Source organism: Rhodococcus sp. P-2, assembly GCF_016598535.1.
Taxonomy (GTDB): Bacteria; Actinomycetota; Actinomycetes; order Mycobacteriales; family Mycobacteriaceae; genus Rhodococcus_F; species Rhodococcus_F baikonurensis.
This window is the reverse complement of sequence record NZ_CP066779.1, coordinates 1,872,322-1,890,381: the sequence shown is the minus strand read 5'-3', so window position 1 is coordinate 1,890,381 and position 18,060 is coordinate 1,872,322. Positions and strand designations below refer to the sequence as shown.

Below are 18,060 nucleotides of genomic sequence, written 5' to 3'. Positions count from 1 at the left end.
GGATGCGCCTTCCGATAAGTAAGTGAAAGCCGCTGAACGTGCCCACCAGGAGATTCAAATCGAGAAACTATTCAGCGGGCGATCGGGGTGAGGCGGCGGCAACGGATTGTGCCTGCCACCGTTCTTCGATGCGGCCGTACCGCCACACGAGTAGAGCAATCACCCAGGTGGCGACAAAGAGTCCGACGATGATGAAGCCCATTGCGCCGAGATCCAGGTTTCCGATTGCGCCGAGAACGCCGTCGTGGATGTCGAGTTTGTCGGTGAAGATCGAGATGATTTCCTGGGTCCCGATCAACAGGGCTACTGCCACCGAGAGCCCCGTGATCACCATGTTGTAGTAGATCTTTCGCACCGGTTGGGCAAACGCCCAACCGTAGGCGAAGTTCATGAACGATCCGTCGATGGAGTCGAAAAGCGACATCCCGGCGCAGAAGAGTATCGGTAGGACGAGGATCGAATACCACGGGAGCCCTGTCGCCGCCGCGCCGCCGGCGATCACCAGAAGTCCGACTTCGGTGACGGTGTCGAATCCCAATCCGAACAGTAGGCCGACCGGGTACATGTGCCAGGGCTTGCGGACCATCTTCATGACCGGGCCGAGGATCTTGTTCAGGGCACCGCGGTTGTCGAGTTCCTTTTCGAGTTGTTCCTCGTCAAAGGTGCCGGCCTTGTACTTGGTGTACACCCGATGAATCCCGATGAGAGAGACGAGGTTCAGGATTCCGATCAAGATCAGGAACGTGCCGGAAATGGTTGTGCCGAACAAGCCGGTCCACTTCTCCAGATCGGAGTTGTCGTCGGAAAGACTGGTGGCCAGTTGCCGCACACCCAAAGCCAACAGGGCGACGAGAACGAAGACGATGGTCGAATGTCCGAGCGAAAACCAGAACCCGACGGACATCGGTTTCTTGCCGTCCGCCACCAACTTCCGAGTGGTGTTGTCGATAGCGGCGATGTGATCGGCGTCGAACGCATGGCGCATGCCGAGCGTGTACGCCGTGACACCGAGTCCGATGCCGAAGACACTGCCTTCGATCGTGTAGTGGCCGGGCACGACCAGACCGAGAAGAACTGCCCACCCGACGACGTTGAGTGCAACGACGGTGACGGTCATCCCGATGATGCTTCGACGCTGGCCTCGATCCAGACTGTGCCAGGCACCGGCGATTCGAGTGCCCGTCGTGGTCATTGTCGTGGACATCGAACCTCACCGATCTTTCAGTCGCGGCCGGCGGCCACACTACTGAAATCGTATAAGTGTTCAACTGTTCAGATAAGCGCCTGGAGGTTACAAATTGCCCATTCGGGAGTAAAGATATTTTGCTCGTCGATGGGAAATGCTCAGGCGAACACGGTGTTGACCAGCGCGACGTAGATCGTCGTTCCGACAACGATGCTCAGGACGGCATTCTTTCGCCACAGGTGCGCGGCGATCGTGGCGCACACTGCAATCAGTTCGGGTAGGCCGTGAGAAGGGGCGGTGATCGACACCCCTTTGAGTGAATACATGACGAGGATCAACATGATGCCTGCCGGCATGTAGATGCCGAGGTAGCCGACCAAGGCGGAGGAGCGCAGTGGCATGAGCGCGGCAAACGGTATCGCCCGCAGCGCGAAGGTGACCACGGCCATGACGGCGACGGCGGCAAAGATGTACGAGGTGTCAGGCATCGATCTTCGCCTTTCGTGAGTCGTAGACGAAGCGGCCGATCAGGAAGAGCACGAAGGCGCCCATCGCAATTGGCAGCATGTGCTCCGGCGCTGCTAGCCGGGCGACCAGAGCGCAGGTGACCGCGGCGACCGGCACCGCGAATCCGTTCTGTGCACGAATCGCTTCGATCGAGAGGACGACGAACAGCGCGGTCAGGGCGAAGTCGAGACCGACGATCGAGTCCGGAATCCACTGCCCTGCAGTCGCGCCCAGAACCGCACCACCGATCCAGTAGGCGTGCAGGTACAGCTGCGAGTAGACGATGGTGCGACCGGTGAGCGTCCGGGGATCGGCAGTCACCGACATCGCGTAGGCCTCGTCGGTCAGTGCGAACATGCTGTAGAAGCGAGCGAAGGGATTTCGAATCTTTTCCAGCGGAAAACTCAAGGCGTAGAAGACATGTCGAAAGTTGACCAGCAGTGCGGTCAGTGCGACGTACGGCAGTGGTGTCATGGCCGCGACCATTCCGACGGCGAGAAACTCCAGCGATCCTGCGTAGATCAGCGAGGTGAAAGCGACTGCCCACCAAGGACTGAGGCCCTGTTGGACCACAAGAACACCGAGTGCGATCCCGAGTGGGAGCAGGCCAAATCCGACCGGCAGCGACAGCTGGAAGGCGTGCCGCCACGCCGGGGTTCGCGGCGGGAGTTCGACGGCAGTTGCGGCCGTCGACGATGCTGGTTCGATCACGACGCAAATCTATAACAAAGATCGAGGTGATCGATTGCTCATAATGCCCACATAGTGAACAGTGCGCAATAATAGTGCGATGGATGCCATGGATGACGCAATTTTGTTTCACCTTCGTCAGGACTCTAGTTTGACCAACACCGAATTGGCCGATCTGGTGGGTCTGACGCCCTCGCCTTGCCTGCGCCGCGTGAAAAAGCTCGAAGCCGACGGAATCATCACCGGATACCGGGCGATCGTCAGTCAGGAAGCGCTCGGTCGAGGATTTCAGGTGATCGTCACCGCCGAGATCGGAGTCAATGACCAGGCCACCATCGAAGACTTCGAATCCCAGGTCGCGGCGTTCGACGAAGTGATCGAATGTCGGCGACTGTTCGGAATTCCCGACTATTTCATCCGCGTCGCGGTGAAAGATCTCGCGACGTACGAGAACTTCATGGTCACCAAGCTCAGCGGGCTTCCGGCTGTCTCGAGGGTGACGTCGCTGATCACCATGAAGACCATCAAGAGCGTCGACTGACGCCCGGGCTCACCCGAACCTGCGCCACGTGTCGGTGGTCGGCGTTAACGTCGGAACATGGGATACGAATTTCAAGTCACAGTAGATTCGGCGCACCCGCACGAACAAGCGAAGTGGTGGGCCGCAGCACTCGGGTGGGCAGCGGAGCCTAGCGACGAAGACTTCATCAGGGGCCTCGTTGCTGCTGGTCACGCCAAGGAATCCGACACCACGACCTTCGAGGGAGTTCTCGTCTGGCGCGAAGGTGCGGCCATCAGCGATCCGGAGCATCCTGAACGTCCGCGCGTTCTCTTCCAACTGGTTCCGGAATCGAAGACAGTGAAGAACCGACTCCATTTCGACATACGCGTGGGGGACAAGCGCGAGGATGTCGCAGCGCAACTCGAGAAGGTCGGAGCGACGATCCTGCATCGAGGAGCACAGGGGCCGAGTGTGTGGATCACGATGACCGATCCCGAGGGAAACGAGTTCTGTGTCAGCTAACGGTACGAACTCGGAGTGTCGCCGGTCCATCGTTTGAAGGCCCGACGGAAGGCGCTGGGTTCGGAGAATCCCAATCGCGCCGAGAGTACTTCGACGGATTCTCCGCGTCGCAGACCGGCGATGGCTACGTCGCGGAGTACTTCCTCGCGCAGCTGATTCAGTGACGTTCCGTCGCGCCGCAGTAGTCGACGCAGGTGGGGAACACTGATCGAGAGCATCTCGGCGATCTCCTCGGCGGTGGAGGTTCGACCCTTCACCCCGAGTTCCAGGACCCGTCGCACCTGCGCCGACGCAGTGCTGTCGTAATCGCGTTCGGACATAAGCTGAATCGGAGATTCTCGGAGGTACTCCTCCAATGTCTCCTCGGTTTGGATGATCGGTGCACGCATTGCCGAGTTGTCGAACTCCAGTGCCGCTCGCTGCGCGCCGAAGGTGACGGGTGCTCCGAAGATGTAGTCGTAGTCCTGCGCCAACCGCGCATCCGGTGCCGAGTAAGGAAATTCGACGGCCCGCAGGCGGACGCGTTTCCCGATCAGCCACGCGGAAAAGCGGTGCAGCAATATCAGGACGAAATCGGTGGTAACACGTTCTGCTACATCAGGTTCGGCGATACCTTCGCGAGCTCGGACGGCAAAACTCACCCGAGTGCTTTCCTCGCCCTTCTCGATCGACAGTGGGGCGAGCGCCGGCAGTGCGCGGATCACGTCGGACATTCGATCGAAGGCCGATCCGAGATCTGGGCAGTGGATCAGCGTCAGGCAGATCAATCGGAAAGTGCCGCGGGGGACCGGAGCTGATCCGAGGCCGAACAATTCGTCGTCGGTGATCTGCCAAGTGGATTGGATGAAGGTGGTGACTTGTGTCGGGGTGAGTCGGGCGCGAGGGTCGGACAAAGTCTCGAGGTCGATCCCGGCAGTTCGCAGTGCACCCGACAAATCGACGTGATTGTCCGGCGAGAACGCGAGGTAGCGGTGGACGAATGCGGTCGGGATTGTCCGCGCTGTCATGGGTGTGCTGCTCCTTGGAGCAGGTGGAGACGGCGCGCTGCTTCGGACAGAATGTGATCCTGTTTGCAGAAGGCGAAGCGCACCAGGTGCTTCCAATCGTCGCGGTTGTCCGCGAACACGTCGACCGGTACGGCTGCGACGCCGATACGCTCGGGAAGCGCGCGGCAGAAATCTCCCGCGTCGGTCTCACCCAACGGCCTGATGTCTGCGAGAAGGAAGTACGTGCCGCCGCCGGAATGCACGGTGAAACCGGCTTCGGTCAGTGCTTTGCCGAGTACGTCCCGTTTGCCTTGCAGGCTCTGCCGAAGCTCGACCACCCACGGTTGTTCGTTGGTCAGCGCATACGCAACGGCAGGTTGAAATGGTGCACCGGCGACAAACGACATGAACTGCTTGGCTGCGTGAACACCGTCGATGAGCTCGCGGGGGCCGATCGCCCAGCCGGTTTTCCAGCCGGTGACATTGAAAGTCTTTGCGGCACTGGACACCGTGACGGTGCGCTCACGCATGCCCGGGAGCGACGCCATCGGTGTGTGGGTGAGGCCGTCGAAGACCAAGTGCTCGTAGACCTCGTCACTCAACACGATCAGGTCGCGTTCGCACGCGAGTTCGGCGATCGCTCGAAGTTCGTGATCGGTGAACACGGTGCCGGTGGGGTTGTGAGGACTGTTGACGATCAACATCTTCGTCTTGGCGGTGATCGCGCCGCGCAATGCATCGAGATCGACCGCGAATCCGTCTCCCGCGGCTACCAACGGAACTGTGCGACGCACAGCGCCTGCCAATGCGACAGATGCTGCATAGGAGTCGTAGTACGGCTCGATCAGCACTACTTCTTCGCCGGGTTCGACCAGTCCGAGAATCGCAGCACTGATCGCCTCGGTGGCGCCGACGGTGACCAGAACTTCGGAGTCGGGGTCACTGTCGAGTCCGTAGCGGACGCGCCGATCCTCAGCAATGGCCTGCCGCAGCACGGGCATGCCCGGGCCGGGTGGGTATTGGTTGACGCCCTCGGCGATGGCTCGCCGCGCTACTTCGAGCATGGCCGCAGGACCGTCGGTATCCGGAAAGCCCTGACCGAGGTTGACCGCGTCGTGAAGGGTGGCCAACGCTGTCATCTCGGCGAAGATCGTGGATGCGAACGGCTGCAGACGCGAGACGGTGCGGTTGCGGGGCGTCGAAGGCATCTTTGCAGCTTAGTCGGCTGAGACCGCATCCTCACATCCGCTCGGGCGCGGTGCTTGTCACGTTTGAATCGCCGCCGTCGTCCAACTCTGTAGAGAGCATCGAATCCGGTGCCCCAGAACAAACGGAGGCTTGCCATGACTCGCATTCCCGCAGTGACACCGTCAGAAGCCAGTCCGTTGATCAAAGTGGCATACAAATTTGCCGCCAGGCAGTACGACGAAGTCCCCGAGCCCTTCGCCGTCCTGGCCAATCACCGAAAACTGTTCGTCGCCGCTGCCCGTCACGAGATGGCCGTGCAGAAGGCGTCGAAGGTGTTGCCGTCGAACATTCGTGAACTGGCCGTCTATCGCGTCGCCTGGACCGTCGGCTGCTCGTGGTGTGTCGACTTCGGGACGATGCTCTCGCGCCTGGACGGTTTGGACATCGACAAGCTGAAAGGGATCGCGAATTACCGCGATTCACCGAAGTACAGCGAGGACGAGCGGGCCGCGATCGCCTACGCCGATTCCATGACCGGCGACCCCCACGGGGAGAACGGAGTGACGGACGAGCAGGTCGCGGATCTCGAGCGCAGGTTCGGGCGGGCGGGCGTCGTGGAACTGACCTATCAGATCGGGCTCGAAAACATGCGCGCCCGGATGTATTCGGCATTGGGGATCACCGAGCAAGGGTTCAGCACCGACTCCTGCCGCGTGCCCTGGGCCGAAGAATGATGCGCTGACTCGTCTACGGCAACTATCGACAATGCTCCGCAGATACGTGATCAGGATTGACTAGTTCACGCATCTGCGGAGCATTTCGGCTTGTTAGGTCCGCACTTGCGACCTACGATCACCTGGTGCCCAACATTCGAATCCGCGAAGCTGCCGGTCTGCTCGGTGTCAGTGACGACACCGTTCGACGGTGGGTCGACGGTGGGCTTCTCACCGCGACGACGGACGACTCCGGCCGCAAGGTCATCGACGGCGCCGAGTTGGCGGGCTTCGCCCGGTCCAACGCCGGACCCGCTCCGGCCGATCCGCTGACGGGCGCGAGTTCGGCCCGCAACCGGTTTGCCGGTCTCGTCACCAAGGTCGTCACCGACATGGTGATGGCACAGGTCGAAATGCAGTGTGGGCCCTTCACCGTCGTCTCGTTGATGAGTACCGACGCGGTTCGGGAGCTCGGACTCGAGGTCGGGAGTATCGGCGTCGCAATCGTGAAGGCCACCACGGTCATCGTGGAAACGCCGTAACTCTGAAACGCCGTAACCCTGAAACGCCGTAACTCTGAAAACCTGGCAACTCTGCAAACACCGTAGTACTGAACATACTGGAGGAAATCCGTGAAGCGTGTAGTCGGACTTGTTGCAGCAGGCGCTTTTTCGCTTGCCCTGGTGACTGGTTGTAGTTCCTCCGACAATTCGTCGTCGGAGACGTCGTCGGCCGCTCCGACCACAACAAGCTCGAGCGAGAGTGCCACGGGAAGCATCACCGTCTTCGCGGCGGCGTCACTGAAGAACAGCTTCACCGAACTCGGTACTGAGTTCGAGTCCGAGAACCCCGGTTCCAAGGTCACTTTCAGCTTTGCCGGGTCATCGGATCTCGTCGCCCAGATCACGCAGGGTGCACCGGCTGACGTGTTCGCCTCGGCCGATGCCGCCAACATGACCAAGGCCACCGATGCCGGCGTCGTCGCGGGGTCGCCGTCGGACTTCGCGAGCAATACCTTGACGATCGTTGTGCCGCCCGGCAACCCGAAGGGCATCGCGTCCTTCGCCGACCTGACGAAGGACGGGACGCAACTGGTGATCTGCGCTCCGCAGGTCCCTTGTGGTGCGGCTACGAAGAAGGTCGAGACGGCCACCGGTGAGACCCTCTCGCCCGTCAGTGAGGAATCCTCGGTGACGGACGTTCTCAACAAGGTGACGTCCGGGCAGGCCGATGCCGGCATCGTCTACGTCACCGACGCGAAGTCCGCCGGCGACAAGGTGCAGACCGTAGCGTTCCCGGAAGCCACCACGGTGGTCAACCTGTACCAGATCGCGGTGCTGAAGGATTCGAAGAATTCGGAAACGGCAACGAAGTTCGTCGACCTTGTGAAGGGGCCCAAGGGCCTGGCAGTTCTGAGTGACGCGGGATTCGCTGCTCCGTGACACGCCTACGACCGGCAGTCCGCGCCCCGCTCGGGCTGCCGGTATGGATTTACCTCCCCGCGCTGATCGGCGGGGCGTTTGTCATCGCTCCCTTGGCCGCGATGCTTGCCACCGTGCAGTGGTCGCAGTTCTGGGAACTCGTGACTTCCGAATCGTCGGTTGCCGCGCTGAAACTGAGTTTGAAGACAGCGGCGATGAGCACGCTGTTGTGCATTCTGTTCGGGGTACCGATGGCGGCGGTGTTGGCACGCAGCCGCTTTCGGGGACTGTCAGTTCTTCGATCGTTGATTCTGCTCCCGCTGGTTCTGCCGCCCGTGGTGGGCGGTATCGCTTTGCTGTACACGTTCGGCCGCAAAGGGTTGATCGGTGAGCAGTTGGAAGTGCTCGGCATCCAGATAGCATTCTCGACAACCGCGGTGGTTCTGGCGCAGACGTTTGTGGCGCTGCCGTTCCTCGTCGTCAGTCTCGAAGGTGCGTTACGCACTGCGGGAACGCGATACGAGGCCGTAGCCTCGACGCTCGGAGCCCGCCCCACCACGGTGCTTCGTCGGGTGACTCTGCCGCTGGTGCTTCCCGGTCTGGTGTCAGGGGCAGTGCTGGCTTTCGCGCGCGCTTTGGGGGAGTTCGGTGCAACGCTGACGTTCGCGGGAAGTCTGCAAGGGGTCACGCGTACTCTGCCCCTGGAAATCTATCTCCAGCGTGAGACCGATCCTGATGCAGCGGTGGCGCTTTCGCTGGTGCTGGTCGTGGTCGCGGTGGTGATCGTGGTTGCGGTGCGTGGACGCGGATCGGCGGGTTCGTTATGAGTGGCCTCCACGTCGACATCGAGATTCCGGAGCGCGATGTCGTCGCGGCGTTCGACGTCGCGGCCGGTGAGGTGACCGCCATCCTCGGACCGAACGGCGCAGGCAAGTCGACGGTACTGGCGGCGGTTGCCGGACTACATCATCCGCGGCGTGGGTTGATCGAACTCAATTCCCGTGTTCTCACCGATACCGGTAGGGGAGTCGCGTTGGCGCCGCATCGGCGCGGCACTGCTCTACTCGCGCAAGAGGCACTTCTCTTTCCCCATCTCAGTGCGGCTGCGAACGTGGCGTTCGCGCCGCGCAGTGCAGGGCGGTCGCGTCGCGATTCCGCCGAGTCTGCGCGCCATTGGCTGGACGCAGTCGACGCCGGCGATTTGGCTGACCGCAGGCCTTCACAGCTGTCCGGCGGCCAAGCGCAACGGGTCGCAGTGGCGAGGGCATTGGCTGCTGAACCCGAACTGCTTCTACTCGACGAACCGATGTCCGCGCTCGATGTCGCCTCTGCTCCCGCGCTGCGGTCGTTGCTGCGCCGAGTGCTCCGGACCGGGGATCGTACGGCCGTGCTCGTCACGCACGACGCTCTGGACGCACTGGCGCTGGCCGACACGGTCGTCGTCGTGGACGGTGGCCGGGTCGTCGAACGTGGTGACGTACGAACGGTTCTGACCCGCCCGCGTAGTGCCTTCGCCGCACGCATCGCCGGGATCAATTTGCGTAGCGGCACGATGAGCGGAGACGGAGTGCTCAGAAGTCCGACCGGGGTGGATATTGCGGGCCGGATGGAGACCGACCTACCGGCGGGCAGTGCCGCCGTGGCGGTCTTCGAGCCGCGAGCAGTTTCGGTCTACCTGGATCCGCCGCACGGCAGCCCCCGAAACGCATTTGCAGTCACGATCGCGGAGATCGAAAACCGAGGCGATGTCGTCAGAGTCCGAGCCGAGGACGACGCGGGCCAGCCGGGCTTGTCTGCCGACATCACGGCGAGCGCAGCGGCCGAGCTCGATCTGGTTCCGGGATCGGCCGCTACGTTTGTGGTCAAGGCCACCGAGACACTGATCTATGCGCAGGGCGCCGGCTCGTAAACGTCCTCTGCATTCGAATCCGCATAGAGTGACGCGATTTCGGGCGCGTACTTCTCGGCTATCGGCTTGCGCCTGAGCTTCATCGTCGGTGTCAGCTCGTCGCCACCAGGTTCCCAGAACGTGGTGAGTACGCGAAATCGCTTGATCTGCTCGGCCCTCGACAGGCGCGAGTTTCCCTCGGCGACAGCAGTTGCGACGATGTCGACGACCCGAGCGTCCTTGGCTAGTACTGCGGCGTCGACCGCAAGTCCCAGTGCGCGCGCCGCCTCGACCGCGGCGTCGGCGCTGAGCGTGATCAATGCGGTGTTGAACTTCCGTCCGTCGCCGATCGCCACGACCTCACCGATCAACGACGACGACGTCTTCACCGCTGTCTCGATGGCGGCGGGTGACATGTTCTTTCCCGACGCATTGATGATCAGCTCCTTCTTCCGATCGATCACGGTGAGGTATCCGTCTGCGTCGGCCGTGACGATGTCTCCGGTCGAGAGCCAACCGTCTGCGCTTATCGCTTCGGCCGTCTTCGTCGGTTCGCCGCGGTACCCCTTCATGACCAGCGGGCCTCGAACCAGCAGCTCGCCGTCCGCCTCGATGCGCATTTCCATGCCTGGGAGCAGCTTTCCGACGGTTCCGAGCTTGGTCGGCTCGGCCGGAGCGGTGCTCGCGATGCATGTCAGCTCGGACATTCCCCAGATCTCCGAGATCGGAACTCCCAAGGCTGAAAAGAATGCCAAGGTCTCCGGCGGAATCGGCGCTGCACCGGAAATTGCCCACTTCAGGTCGGCAAAGCCGAGTTTCGCACGCAGAGCGGAGAGAACCATCGCATCGGCTCGGGAGTACTCCGCTTCCAGTTCGGCGGGGACGGATTCATCAGCCCGCAGGTGTGCGAGACGAGTGCGGCCGACGTCGAGTGCCCACTTCAACGCAGCCCGACGCGCATCGTCCGGTTCGTTGGCGACGGCCGATTCGACGGCAACTTTCAGCTTTTCCCACACGCGGGGGACGCTGCCCCAGATTGTGGGGCGACAATCGGGGAGCGCGGCAGCCACCTGGCCGGGATCCGATACGACGGTGATCTGGGTGCCGAACACCATCTGCATGTACAGGCAGGTGAGTCGATCCGCGATGTGCGCCGACGGCATGTACGACGTGATGCGGTCACCGAATTCGACTGGGAGGACTGCGCTGACGGCGTTGGTTTCGAACAACAGACACCCATGAGTCGTCTCGACGCCCTTGGGGTTGCCCGTCGTGCCGGAGGTGTAGATCAACGTGGCGACGTCGTTCGGTTTCACCGCACGCCAGGTGCCGTCGAAATCGAAATCTGATGCGGCAGAGGCCTTCATCTGCTCCAAGGTCACGGTGCCAGGCTGGTGGACATGCGATTGCGCGTCGACTACCACGATCGTGTCGAGTGTGGCTCCGGATCGGCGAACGGTATCCACGTACTGGGCTTCGCAGACGAGAACTCGCGCACCGGAATTGGCAAGGATGTAGTGGATGGCTTCGGGTGCCGACGTGTTGTAGACGGAGAAAGACGTCGCGCCGAGGTGTTGGGCGCCGACGTCGATCGGGTAGAACTCGATCCGGTTGCTCATCATCAAGGCAACCGTATCGCCATGTCCCACGCCGATTCCGGCCAATCCCGCGGCAACCTCGCGTACCTGTTCGGCGTACTCGCGCCACGTCAGTGTTCGCGCGTCGCCGATGTCACGTAAGGCCACCGCGTCGGGCGCTACAGCCGACACTCGTTGGAAGGCTGCACACAACGTGGTCATGATGTTCTCCTGGCTGCATTCGTCGGGGCCGCTGTGTTTGTCGGAACTGCTGTGTTTGTCGGAACTACTGTGTTTGTCGGTACTGCTGAGGTGGTTCTGGCTTCGAGTTCGCGGATCAGTTCATGTGCTTGCTTGTCCCCGGCCAGGTAGCCGTCGGCCAGGACGTTGACGAATCCGCGTCCCCACGCCCAGGGTTCCCAGGCTGCCGGTGCAAGGGTCCGGCCGGCGCGGCGCGCGATCGCGTCGGCGATCACCGTGGCGGCACGGTCCGGGGAGATTCGATGACGGAGGGGACCAGGTAGTCGAGCGTCGAGTTTGCGCCCGATCTCGTCGTCGTCGAGTGTTGCCCGCGCAAGTTGTGTGTCGACCATCCCGAAGTACGCGACGCCGGCGGTGGCGCCGTAGCCGGCAACTTCCAAACGCAGTGCCCGCCCGAGTGCTTCGACACCCGCCTTGCTGATCATGTACGACGCTCCGCCCAAACCGGGGGCGAACGACGCAGCCGACGAGACGACGACGATGTGCCCCTGGTTCCGGATCACCTCGTCGATCGTCGGATGCACGGTATTGAAGACACCGGTGAGATTGACGTCGATTACTCGATCGAAGGCGTCGGGATCGATCTGGCGCAACGTTGCCGGGGGAGGGGTGATTCCGGCGTTGGCCACCACGACGTCGATTCTGCCCAGCTGCTCGATGATCGTTTGCACGGCTGCGGTCATGCCGTCCCGATCTCGGACATCGGCCGTCACCGTCACGACTCGCTGTGACTCGAATGAGCGCTCGGCCGTTGCCAATGAACTCTCGTTGACGTCGACCAGCGCCACGGTGGCCCCACGCCGGTGAAGAGTGCGCGCCAGCGCGGAACCGATACCGTCGCCTCCACCGGTGATCAGAACGACCTTTCCGGCGACGTCGTAGTCGATTCGGCGTCCGGGCAGTGGAATACCCAGATCGCGGACTGTCCCCGCAATTGCGGACAAGCGTCTCGTCATTGCTTCAGTGCCTTCCGTGTAGCGCGCGGATGAGAACCTTGACCAGCCAGTCGATTCGGGCGGTCCGTCGAAACGTCGTCAGTGGTAGTGGCGAACGGAATCGTTGCCTGGTCACAGACCGGGCATACGTGAACTCCTTCAGTCCGTCTGGGCCGTGCACGCGCCCGAAACCGGATGCTCCGACCCCACCCAGCGGCAGGTTGGGAACCGCGGCATACATCACGTAAGAGTTCACCGACGCTCCTCCGGATCGGAGCCGATCGGCAACAGCCGCTCCGTCCTTGCCGAACACGCTTGCTCCCAACGCGTATGGTGACGCATTGACCAATTTCACCGCCTCGTCCATCGAGGCGACCTTGGTGATCGTCATGGTCGGGCCGAAAGTTTCCTCCGTGACGGCGAGGCTGTCTTCGGGGACGTCGACCATGATGGTCGGTTGCACGTACTGACCGGAGATCGAGCCGAGCCCTCCGAGAAGGACACGCCCACCCCGCGATACCGCGTCTTCTATGTGGCGCCGGATGACGTCGACCTGCGAGGGCATGGTGATCGGGCCGATCTTGTCCTCGATGTCGGGCCCCGCATGAACTCGGGCAGCCAAAGTGGTTGTCTTGTGCAGAAACTCGTCGAAGACGTGTTCGTGCACGTATACACGCTCGACGCCCAGACAGGTCTGACCGGAGTTGGACAACGCACCCCACACTGCAGCGTCCGCGGCGGCACCAACATTTCCGTCGGCATCAAGGATGAGCGCGTCCTTGCCGCCGCATTCCATCAACACCGGGGTGAGGGTCTCGGCGCAGGCCGCCATGACTTTCTTGCCGGTGGCGGTGGATCCGGTGAACCCGATCTTGTCGACGCCGGCCAGGCACAGTGCCGCGCCGACGGAACCGTCACCCGTGACGACCTGCAGCACAGGATGTTCAGGGACGACCTCGGCAAACGCTCGGACCAACCATTGCCCGACTGCCGGCGCGAACTCACTCGGCTTGTAGACCACGGCGTTGCCGGCAGCGAGGGCGAACGAGAGCGAACCGAGCGGAGTGAAGACCGGATAGTTCCACGGACCGATCACACCGATCACCCCGAGAGGCCGATACTCCACCGAGGCGGCCTGATTGATCGTCAACAGACTGGAACCGACGCTGCGCCTGCCCAGTACCTTTCGGGCATTCTTCGACGCCCACGCGAGATGTTCGAGTGCCATGGCTATTTCGAGCATCGCGTCGGGGTGCGGCTTGCCCATGTCCCGATGCACGACGTCGGCGAGTTCGGATGCTCGACGCGCGATGATTCCTCGCCACCGATCCAGGCGACGAGCGCGTTGCTCGAATGTCAGTTCTGCCCACCACGCGGAAGCAGCACGCGCGTCGCGCACTGCCTGCGTCACCGTGTCGTCGTTCGCCTGTGTGGTCGTGTCGATCTCGGTCGTCGTCATCGCGGACTTCCCTGAAGTGAGTGGCGTACGGCGCCGTCGGCCCAGCGGCGGGTCACGCGGTCGAGGATCGGTCTGGCCAGTAACAGAATCGGGGCGAACCACGGCTGCGCTTGCACCGCGAACGTCCAGGTGAGGCGGCTTCCAGCCGAAGTCGGTTCCAGGACCAGATCTTCGGCGAAGCGCTGGAAACCCGGAAGTGACGCAGACTCCACGTAGAACGACATCCGGTTTCCCTCGTCCCAGCGGAAGAATCTCTCGTTCAGTGCAGCAAGTGCGCCGGCCCGCACAGTTCGCGTAGTCCCGATGCCGAATGGTCTGGCCGAGGTCCAGTCGGCTCCGGTGATCCCGCGCGCCCAGGACGCGAGCGCTCCATCCGAGGTCAACGTCTGCCACACGCTTTCGCACGTCGCTTCGGATTCGATCCGGTGAGTGATCCGCACCGGCGCGGATCGGATGAAGTCTTCGTCGGCCGCAGCGAGGGAGAATCTTCCCATCACAGGTCCACCACCAGGGATCCACCGGTGGAACGTGATCGACAGGTCAACATCGAATCGGCACGTTCGGATTCGGTGAGAAGGGTGTCGCGATGATCGACGGTCCCGGAGAGCACCCGGACCTTGCACGTACCGCAGAAGCCCTGTTGGCAGGAATACGCGACTCCAGGCAGTGCGCGTCGTATTGCAGCCAAAGTGCTTTCGGATTCGCCTACATCGACGGTGAGACCGGTGCGCGCCAGATGCACCGTGAACTCCTTGCCGTCGACTACCGGAAGTGGGGAGAAACGCTCACTGTGCACCGATCCGGTCGGGTTGCCCGCGAAAGCTGCAGCACGCACCATGTTCATCAGCGGGGCAGGTCCGCAGGTGTAGACCGCGGCACCGGGATCCGCAGCAGCGACCAGTGTTTCGATATCCGCCGGGCCCAACTCGTCGTCCGGTCGGATGGTTACCTGGCCGCTGGAGTATTCCTCGATCTCGTCGAGAAATGGCATGGCCGTCCGAGTTCGTCCGAGATAATCCAAACGCCAAGGGATTCCGCGGCGGTGACAACGTTGCACCATGGGAAGGAGCGGAGTGATCCCGATTCCGCCTGCGACAAAGAGGTACGACGGAGCAGCGACAAACGGAAATGCATTGCGTGGCCCTCGGACGTCCACCACCATGCCGGGTTTCAGCGACTCGTGTATCTCGCGCGAGCCGCCCCCACCCTCGTCGATCCTGCGGACGGCGATCCGATACGAGGCCAAGTCGTCGGGGTCGCCGCACAGCGAATACTGTCGTTGCCTTCCCGAGGGGAGAAAGACGTCGAGGTGAGCGCCGGGAATCCACGACGGCAGGGTGATGCCTTCCCTCGGGGCCAAGGTGACACTCAGGACGTCGTCGCATTCGAACCGGACGGACTTCACGTCCAGAGTCATGTCGAACCCGCTGTAGCGGACCGGGCTGGGGCGCGAAAGTATCTGCGCTGCAAGGCTCGACGCAAAGATTCGACGGTATGCGCCCGTAGCCTGCGCGGCAAACCTCAACGACCGAGTCGGTGTGAAGTCGGGTGCGTCGTGAGGACGGTCGGCAGTCGTCTTGTTCATCCTTCACCCTCTCCGGAAGAACGATTGGCGGCAGGTGAGCGAGCGAGGTAACGCATGGCGACGTCCATGTCCCCGATCTGGGACGGATGGAAGCTCGGCCGCAGATACGGGGGGATCTCGGTGACCAGGAATTTCATGTTGGGAACCAGGCCGCGACGAGTGGCGCTGATCAGCTGCAGAGGCCACAGGCGTCCCTTCGCCTTCGACGGGTCCTGTCGGAAAAGGTAATTCATCGAGGCGATGAACAACACGAACAGCGTGAAGCTGGCCAGCAGCGCCGTGCGAACGCGTCTGGCATAGCTACCGTCCACGTACATGTAGGCGTCGAAAGCCACGTTGCGGTGTTCGACTTCCTCGGCGCCGTGCCACTTGACCATGTCGAGCATCATCGGGTGCATACCGGCATCTTCGAGCGCGGGATCGGTGAGCAGCCATTCCCCGACCACTGCCGTGTAGTGCTCCATGGCAGCAAACAGGCCGAGACGTTCACAGAGCCAGGCGTGCTTGGCTTTTCCGGTCAATCCTTTGTCGCCCAGTATCTTGTCCACGAGCCAGTCCATCCGGCGTGACATCGGTTTCATGTCCATGCCGAGGTCCGCAAGATGTTCGCGTGCACCCTTGTGAGACGACGCATGTGTTGCTTCCTGGCCGACGAACCCCACCACCTCCTCGTACAGGCGGGTGTCCTCGATGAGAGGGAGTGCTTCGGCGAGTGTCGCGGACATGGCCCGCTCTCCCTCCGGTAACACGAGATGCATGAAGTTGATGACGTGGGTGACCATCGGTTCGTTCGGCACGTAGTGCAGTGGTACACCGTCCCAGTCGAATTCGACGTCGCGGGCAGCGATCGCGTGTGCCTCGTCGGTGTAGCGGCGGGAGCCGGACGGTGCGACGACGGGTGTGCCTCGGAAGGCGTTGATGCCGAGCATTATCGGCTCCTCACGGTTTCTCGAGCAGTGGCGAGTGCTGTGGGCGAGACGGGTTCTACGTGCGAATAGTGAGCGAGGTCGGCCCGCTTGGTCCTGGCACGGAAGGATCGGTTGAATCCGGGATAGAAGGTGTAGTTGCGGCCACCGTCGACGAGGTAGTAACTACTGCACCCGCCTGCGTTCCACACACTGGTGGTGAGTCGGCGATCGGTCGCGCGCACGAACTCGCGCTGCACCTCGGCGCGGACGTCGATGCTGCCGATACCGCGCTGGTCCATTTGGAGAATGCAACTCACGATGTACTCGACCTGCGCTTCGATCGTGACGACCTGTGAGGTGTAGACCACCGAATTGGGGCCGAGAATCATGAAGAAGTTCGGAAACCCGCTGATGGTGGTGCCGAGGAAGGCCTCGGCGCTGCCGTTCCACGTTTGCGCGAGGCTACGGCCGTCCTTGCCTCGGATGATGTCGAACGACGGGTTGTCTCCCATGCGAAAGCCGGTACCCATGACTATGGTGTCGATTTCGCGGAAAGTGCCGTCCGCGGTGAGTACTCCCCGCTCCTGTACCTCGACGATTCCGTCCGTCACGACCTCCACATTGGATGACGCCAGCGCAGGATAGTAGGTGTTCGAGAACGTCGGACGCTTGCATCCGAATGCGTAGTGGGGGAGCAGCTTTGCGCGAAGTTCGCGGTCGCGTACCTGCCGGCGAAGGTGAGCTCGGCCGAGCGCGGCCAAGCCTTCGAGCAGTGACGGCTTGTACACGAATCCGGGTACCAGGGCTTCTTGAAGGAGGTCGAGTCCCTTGCGTGCGAGTCGTTGGACGAGCGGTACCCGCTCGAAGAGGGTGCTCGGCCAGCCGGTCATCGGCTGATCCGGGTGCGGCAGAATCCACGTCGGTGTCCGCTGGAACACGGTCAACGTGTCTGCGAGCGGTTGCAGTCTGGGGATGATCTGCACCGCTGAGGCGCCGGTGCCGACGACTGCGATCCGTTCGCCGCGAAGGTCGTGATCGTGGTTCCAGTCTGCGGTGTGGAACATCTGACCACGGAACGATTCGAGTCCGGGGAGGTCAGGAGTGGCCGGGGCGCTGAACGGGCCGGTGGCCGCAACGAGGAACTGTGCTTCCCACACGGTTTCCGAGGTGTGTACCCGCCAGATCTGGGCATGCTCGTCCCACAATGCCTCTGTCACGTCCTGGTTGCAGTGGAAATGACCGGTGAGTCCGAAGCGGTGGACACAGTCGCGGAGATAGTCGTAGATCTCCGGCTGCAGCGGATACAGCCGCGTCCAGTTCGGATTGGGCGCGAACGAGAACGAATACAGGATCGAGGGGATGTCGCACTGTGCGCCGGGGTAGGTATTGACCTGCCAGGTCCCCCCGGGTTCCGCAGCGCGTTCGAGAACGACGAAGTCGTCGATTCCGGATTGCTTCAAGCGGACGGCAGTTCCGATGCCGCCGAAACCGGCTCCGATGACGACGACTCGTGTTCGGCGAGTTGGAGTTTCCTCTTCACTGGCCGATGGCCCCGAGGGTGGGTCGATGTCGACCATGTGTGACGCCTCCTGATTGGTGCGTGAACAACTGAACGAAGAGTAAGTCTGACATCATGTGATGTCAACAGCGGTTGATGTCAGAATGTGTTCGACTGACATCAACCGCTGTCAATTCGCTCTCGAGCGTCACCGCGATCACCTGAGGTCGAGAG

Annotated in this window: 19 protein-coding genes; 7 read left to right on the top strand and 12 right to left on the bottom strand. The window is 62.2% G+C overall.

Annotated elements, in window-relative coordinates; all coding sequences use genetic code 11:
- Window positions 1-67: 67 nt before the first annotated feature.
- The 3 genes from I7X09_RS08930 to I7X09_RS08920 all read right to left on the bottom strand — a co-directional run bounded on the left by I7X09_RS08930 (window position 68) and on the right by I7X09_RS08920 (window position 2,404).
- Window positions 68-1,204, bottom strand: coding sequence for a HoxN/HupN/NixA family nickel/cobalt transporter (locus I7X09_RS08930; protein ID WP_200316429.1), 1,137 nt, complete (start codon window positions 1,202-1,204; stop codon window positions 68-70).
- Window positions 1,205-1,344: 140 nt separating this feature from the next.
- Window positions 1,345-1,674: a branched-chain amino acid transporter permease gene (locus I7X09_RS08925; RefSeq protein WP_095968798.1), complete on the bottom strand. Its 330-nt coding sequence runs from the start codon at window positions 1,672-1,674 to the stop codon at window positions 1,345-1,347.
- Window positions 1,667-2,404 carry an AzlC family ABC transporter permease gene (locus I7X09_RS08920; RefSeq protein ID WP_200316428.1) on the bottom strand — a complete coding sequence of 246 codons (738 nt, stop codon included), beginning with the start codon at window positions 2,402-2,404 and terminating at the stop codon, window positions 1,667-1,669. Before I7X09_RS08920 ends, I7X09_RS08925 begins: the two co-directional genes overlap by 8 nt.
- A 79-nt stretch (window positions 2,405-2,483) precedes the next feature.
- On the opposite strand from I7X09_RS08920, the gene I7X09_RS08915 reads away from it, so the two are divergent.
- Together I7X09_RS08915 and I7X09_RS08910 are read left to right on the top strand one after the other, a co-directional pair.
- Window positions 2,484-2,924 (top strand): Lrp/AsnC family transcriptional regulator, encoded by a 441-nt coding sequence (locus I7X09_RS08915; RefSeq protein ID WP_020970517.1) that lies wholly within the window; start codon window positions 2,484-2,486, stop codon window positions 2,922-2,924.
- 57 nt (window positions 2,925-2,981) lie between these two features.
- Window positions 2,982-3,407, top strand: a complete 426-nt coding sequence (locus tag I7X09_RS08910) for a VOC family protein (RefSeq protein WP_095968800.1) — start codon at window positions 2,982-2,984, stop codon at window positions 3,405-3,407.
- Here I7X09_RS08910 and I7X09_RS08905 read toward each other — a convergent pair.
- Entirely contained in the window at window positions 3,404-4,414 is a 1,011-nt protein-coding gene (locus I7X09_RS08905) for an AraC family transcriptional regulator (RefSeq protein WP_095968801.1), read from the bottom strand. The two genes, I7X09_RS08910 and I7X09_RS08905, sit on opposite strands and share 4 nt — an antisense overlap.
- Window positions 4,411-5,601 (bottom strand): pyridoxal phosphate-dependent aminotransferase, encoded by a 1,191-nt coding sequence (locus tag I7X09_RS08900; protein WP_200316427.1) that lies wholly within the window; start codon window positions 5,599-5,601, stop codon window positions 4,411-4,413. The genes I7X09_RS08905 and I7X09_RS08900 overlap by 4 nt, the downstream gene beginning before the upstream one ends.
- A 135-nt stretch (window positions 5,602-5,736) precedes the next feature.
- Here I7X09_RS08900 and I7X09_RS08895 point away from each other — a divergent pair, with 135 nt between their 5' ends.
- The 5 genes from I7X09_RS08895 (at window position 5,737) to I7X09_RS08875 (ending at window position 9,624) form a co-directional block, all read left to right on the top strand.
- On the top strand, window positions 5,737-6,315 hold the full coding sequence (locus I7X09_RS08895; RefSeq protein ID WP_200316426.1) for a carboxymuconolactone decarboxylase family protein: 579 nt from the start codon (window positions 5,737-5,739) through the stop codon (window positions 6,313-6,315).
- A 125-nt stretch (window positions 6,316-6,440) separates the two neighbouring features.
- Window positions 6,441-6,836 (top strand): TOBE domain-containing protein, encoded by a 396-nt coding sequence (locus I7X09_RS08890; protein ID WP_200316425.1) that lies wholly within the window; start codon window positions 6,441-6,443, stop codon window positions 6,834-6,836.
- Between the two features lie 90 nt (window positions 6,837-6,926).
- Window positions 6,927-7,736 carry a molybdate ABC transporter substrate-binding protein gene (gene modA, locus I7X09_RS08885; RefSeq protein ID WP_095968802.1) on the top strand — a complete coding sequence of 270 codons (810 nt, stop codon included), beginning with the start codon at window positions 6,927-6,929 and terminating at the stop codon, window positions 7,734-7,736.
- The gene (locus tag I7X09_RS08880) at window positions 7,733-8,542 is read left to right on the top strand and encodes an ABC transporter permease (RefSeq protein WP_095968803.1); all 810 of its coding nucleotides are present in this window, start codon (window positions 7,733-7,735) and stop codon (window positions 8,540-8,542) included. Before modA ends, I7X09_RS08880 begins: the two co-directional genes overlap by 4 nt.
- Window positions 8,539-9,624 carry an ATP-binding cassette domain-containing protein gene (locus I7X09_RS08875; RefSeq protein ID WP_200316424.1) on the top strand — a complete coding sequence of 362 codons (1,086 nt, stop codon included), beginning with the start codon at window positions 8,539-8,541 and terminating at the stop codon, window positions 9,622-9,624. The genes I7X09_RS08880 and I7X09_RS08875 overlap by 4 nt, the downstream gene beginning before the upstream one ends.
- On the opposite strand, the gene fadD11 is transcribed toward I7X09_RS08875, so the two are convergent.
- The 7 genes from fadD11 to I7X09_RS08840 are packed head-to-tail and all read right to left on the bottom strand — an operon-like array spanning window position 9,600 to window position 17,905.
- Window positions 9,600-11,402 carry a fatty acid--CoA ligase FadD11 gene (gene fadD11, locus I7X09_RS08870; protein WP_200316423.1) on the bottom strand — a complete coding sequence of 601 codons (1,803 nt, stop codon included), beginning with the start codon at window positions 11,400-11,402 and terminating at the stop codon, window positions 9,600-9,602. The two genes, I7X09_RS08875 and fadD11, sit on opposite strands and share 25 nt — an antisense overlap.
- On the bottom strand, window positions 11,399-12,397 hold the full coding sequence (locus I7X09_RS08865; RefSeq protein WP_200316422.1) for an SDR family oxidoreductase: 999 nt from the start codon (window positions 12,395-12,397) through the stop codon (window positions 11,399-11,401). The genes fadD11 and I7X09_RS08865 overlap by 4 nt, the downstream gene beginning before the upstream one ends.
- Before the next feature lie 4 nt (window positions 12,398-12,401).
- Window positions 12,402-13,835: an aldehyde dehydrogenase family protein gene (locus tag I7X09_RS08860; RefSeq protein ID WP_200316421.1), complete on the bottom strand. Its 1,434-nt coding sequence runs from the start codon at window positions 13,833-13,835 to the stop codon at window positions 12,402-12,404.
- On the bottom strand, window positions 13,832-14,332 hold the full coding sequence (locus I7X09_RS08855) for an SRPBCC family protein (RefSeq protein WP_200316420.1): 501 nt from the start codon (window positions 14,330-14,332) through the stop codon (window positions 13,832-13,834). Before I7X09_RS08855 ends, I7X09_RS08860 begins: the two co-directional genes overlap by 4 nt.
- Window positions 14,329-15,420, bottom strand: coding sequence for a PDR/VanB family oxidoreductase (locus I7X09_RS08850; RefSeq protein WP_200316419.1), 1,092 nt, complete (start codon window positions 15,418-15,420; stop codon window positions 14,329-14,331). The genes I7X09_RS08855 and I7X09_RS08850 overlap by 4 nt, the downstream gene beginning before the upstream one ends.
- Window positions 15,417-16,349 carry a metal-dependent hydrolase gene (locus I7X09_RS08845; protein WP_200316418.1) on the bottom strand — a complete coding sequence of 311 codons (933 nt, stop codon included), beginning with the start codon at window positions 16,347-16,349 and terminating at the stop codon, window positions 15,417-15,419. The genes I7X09_RS08850 and I7X09_RS08845 overlap by 4 nt, the downstream gene beginning before the upstream one ends.
- Window positions 16,349-17,905, bottom strand: a complete 1,557-nt coding sequence (locus I7X09_RS08840; protein WP_200316417.1) for a flavin-containing monooxygenase — start codon at window positions 17,903-17,905, stop codon at window positions 16,349-16,351. Before I7X09_RS08840 ends, I7X09_RS08845 begins: the two co-directional genes overlap by 1 nt.
- Window positions 17,906-18,060 lie beyond the last annotated feature (155 nt).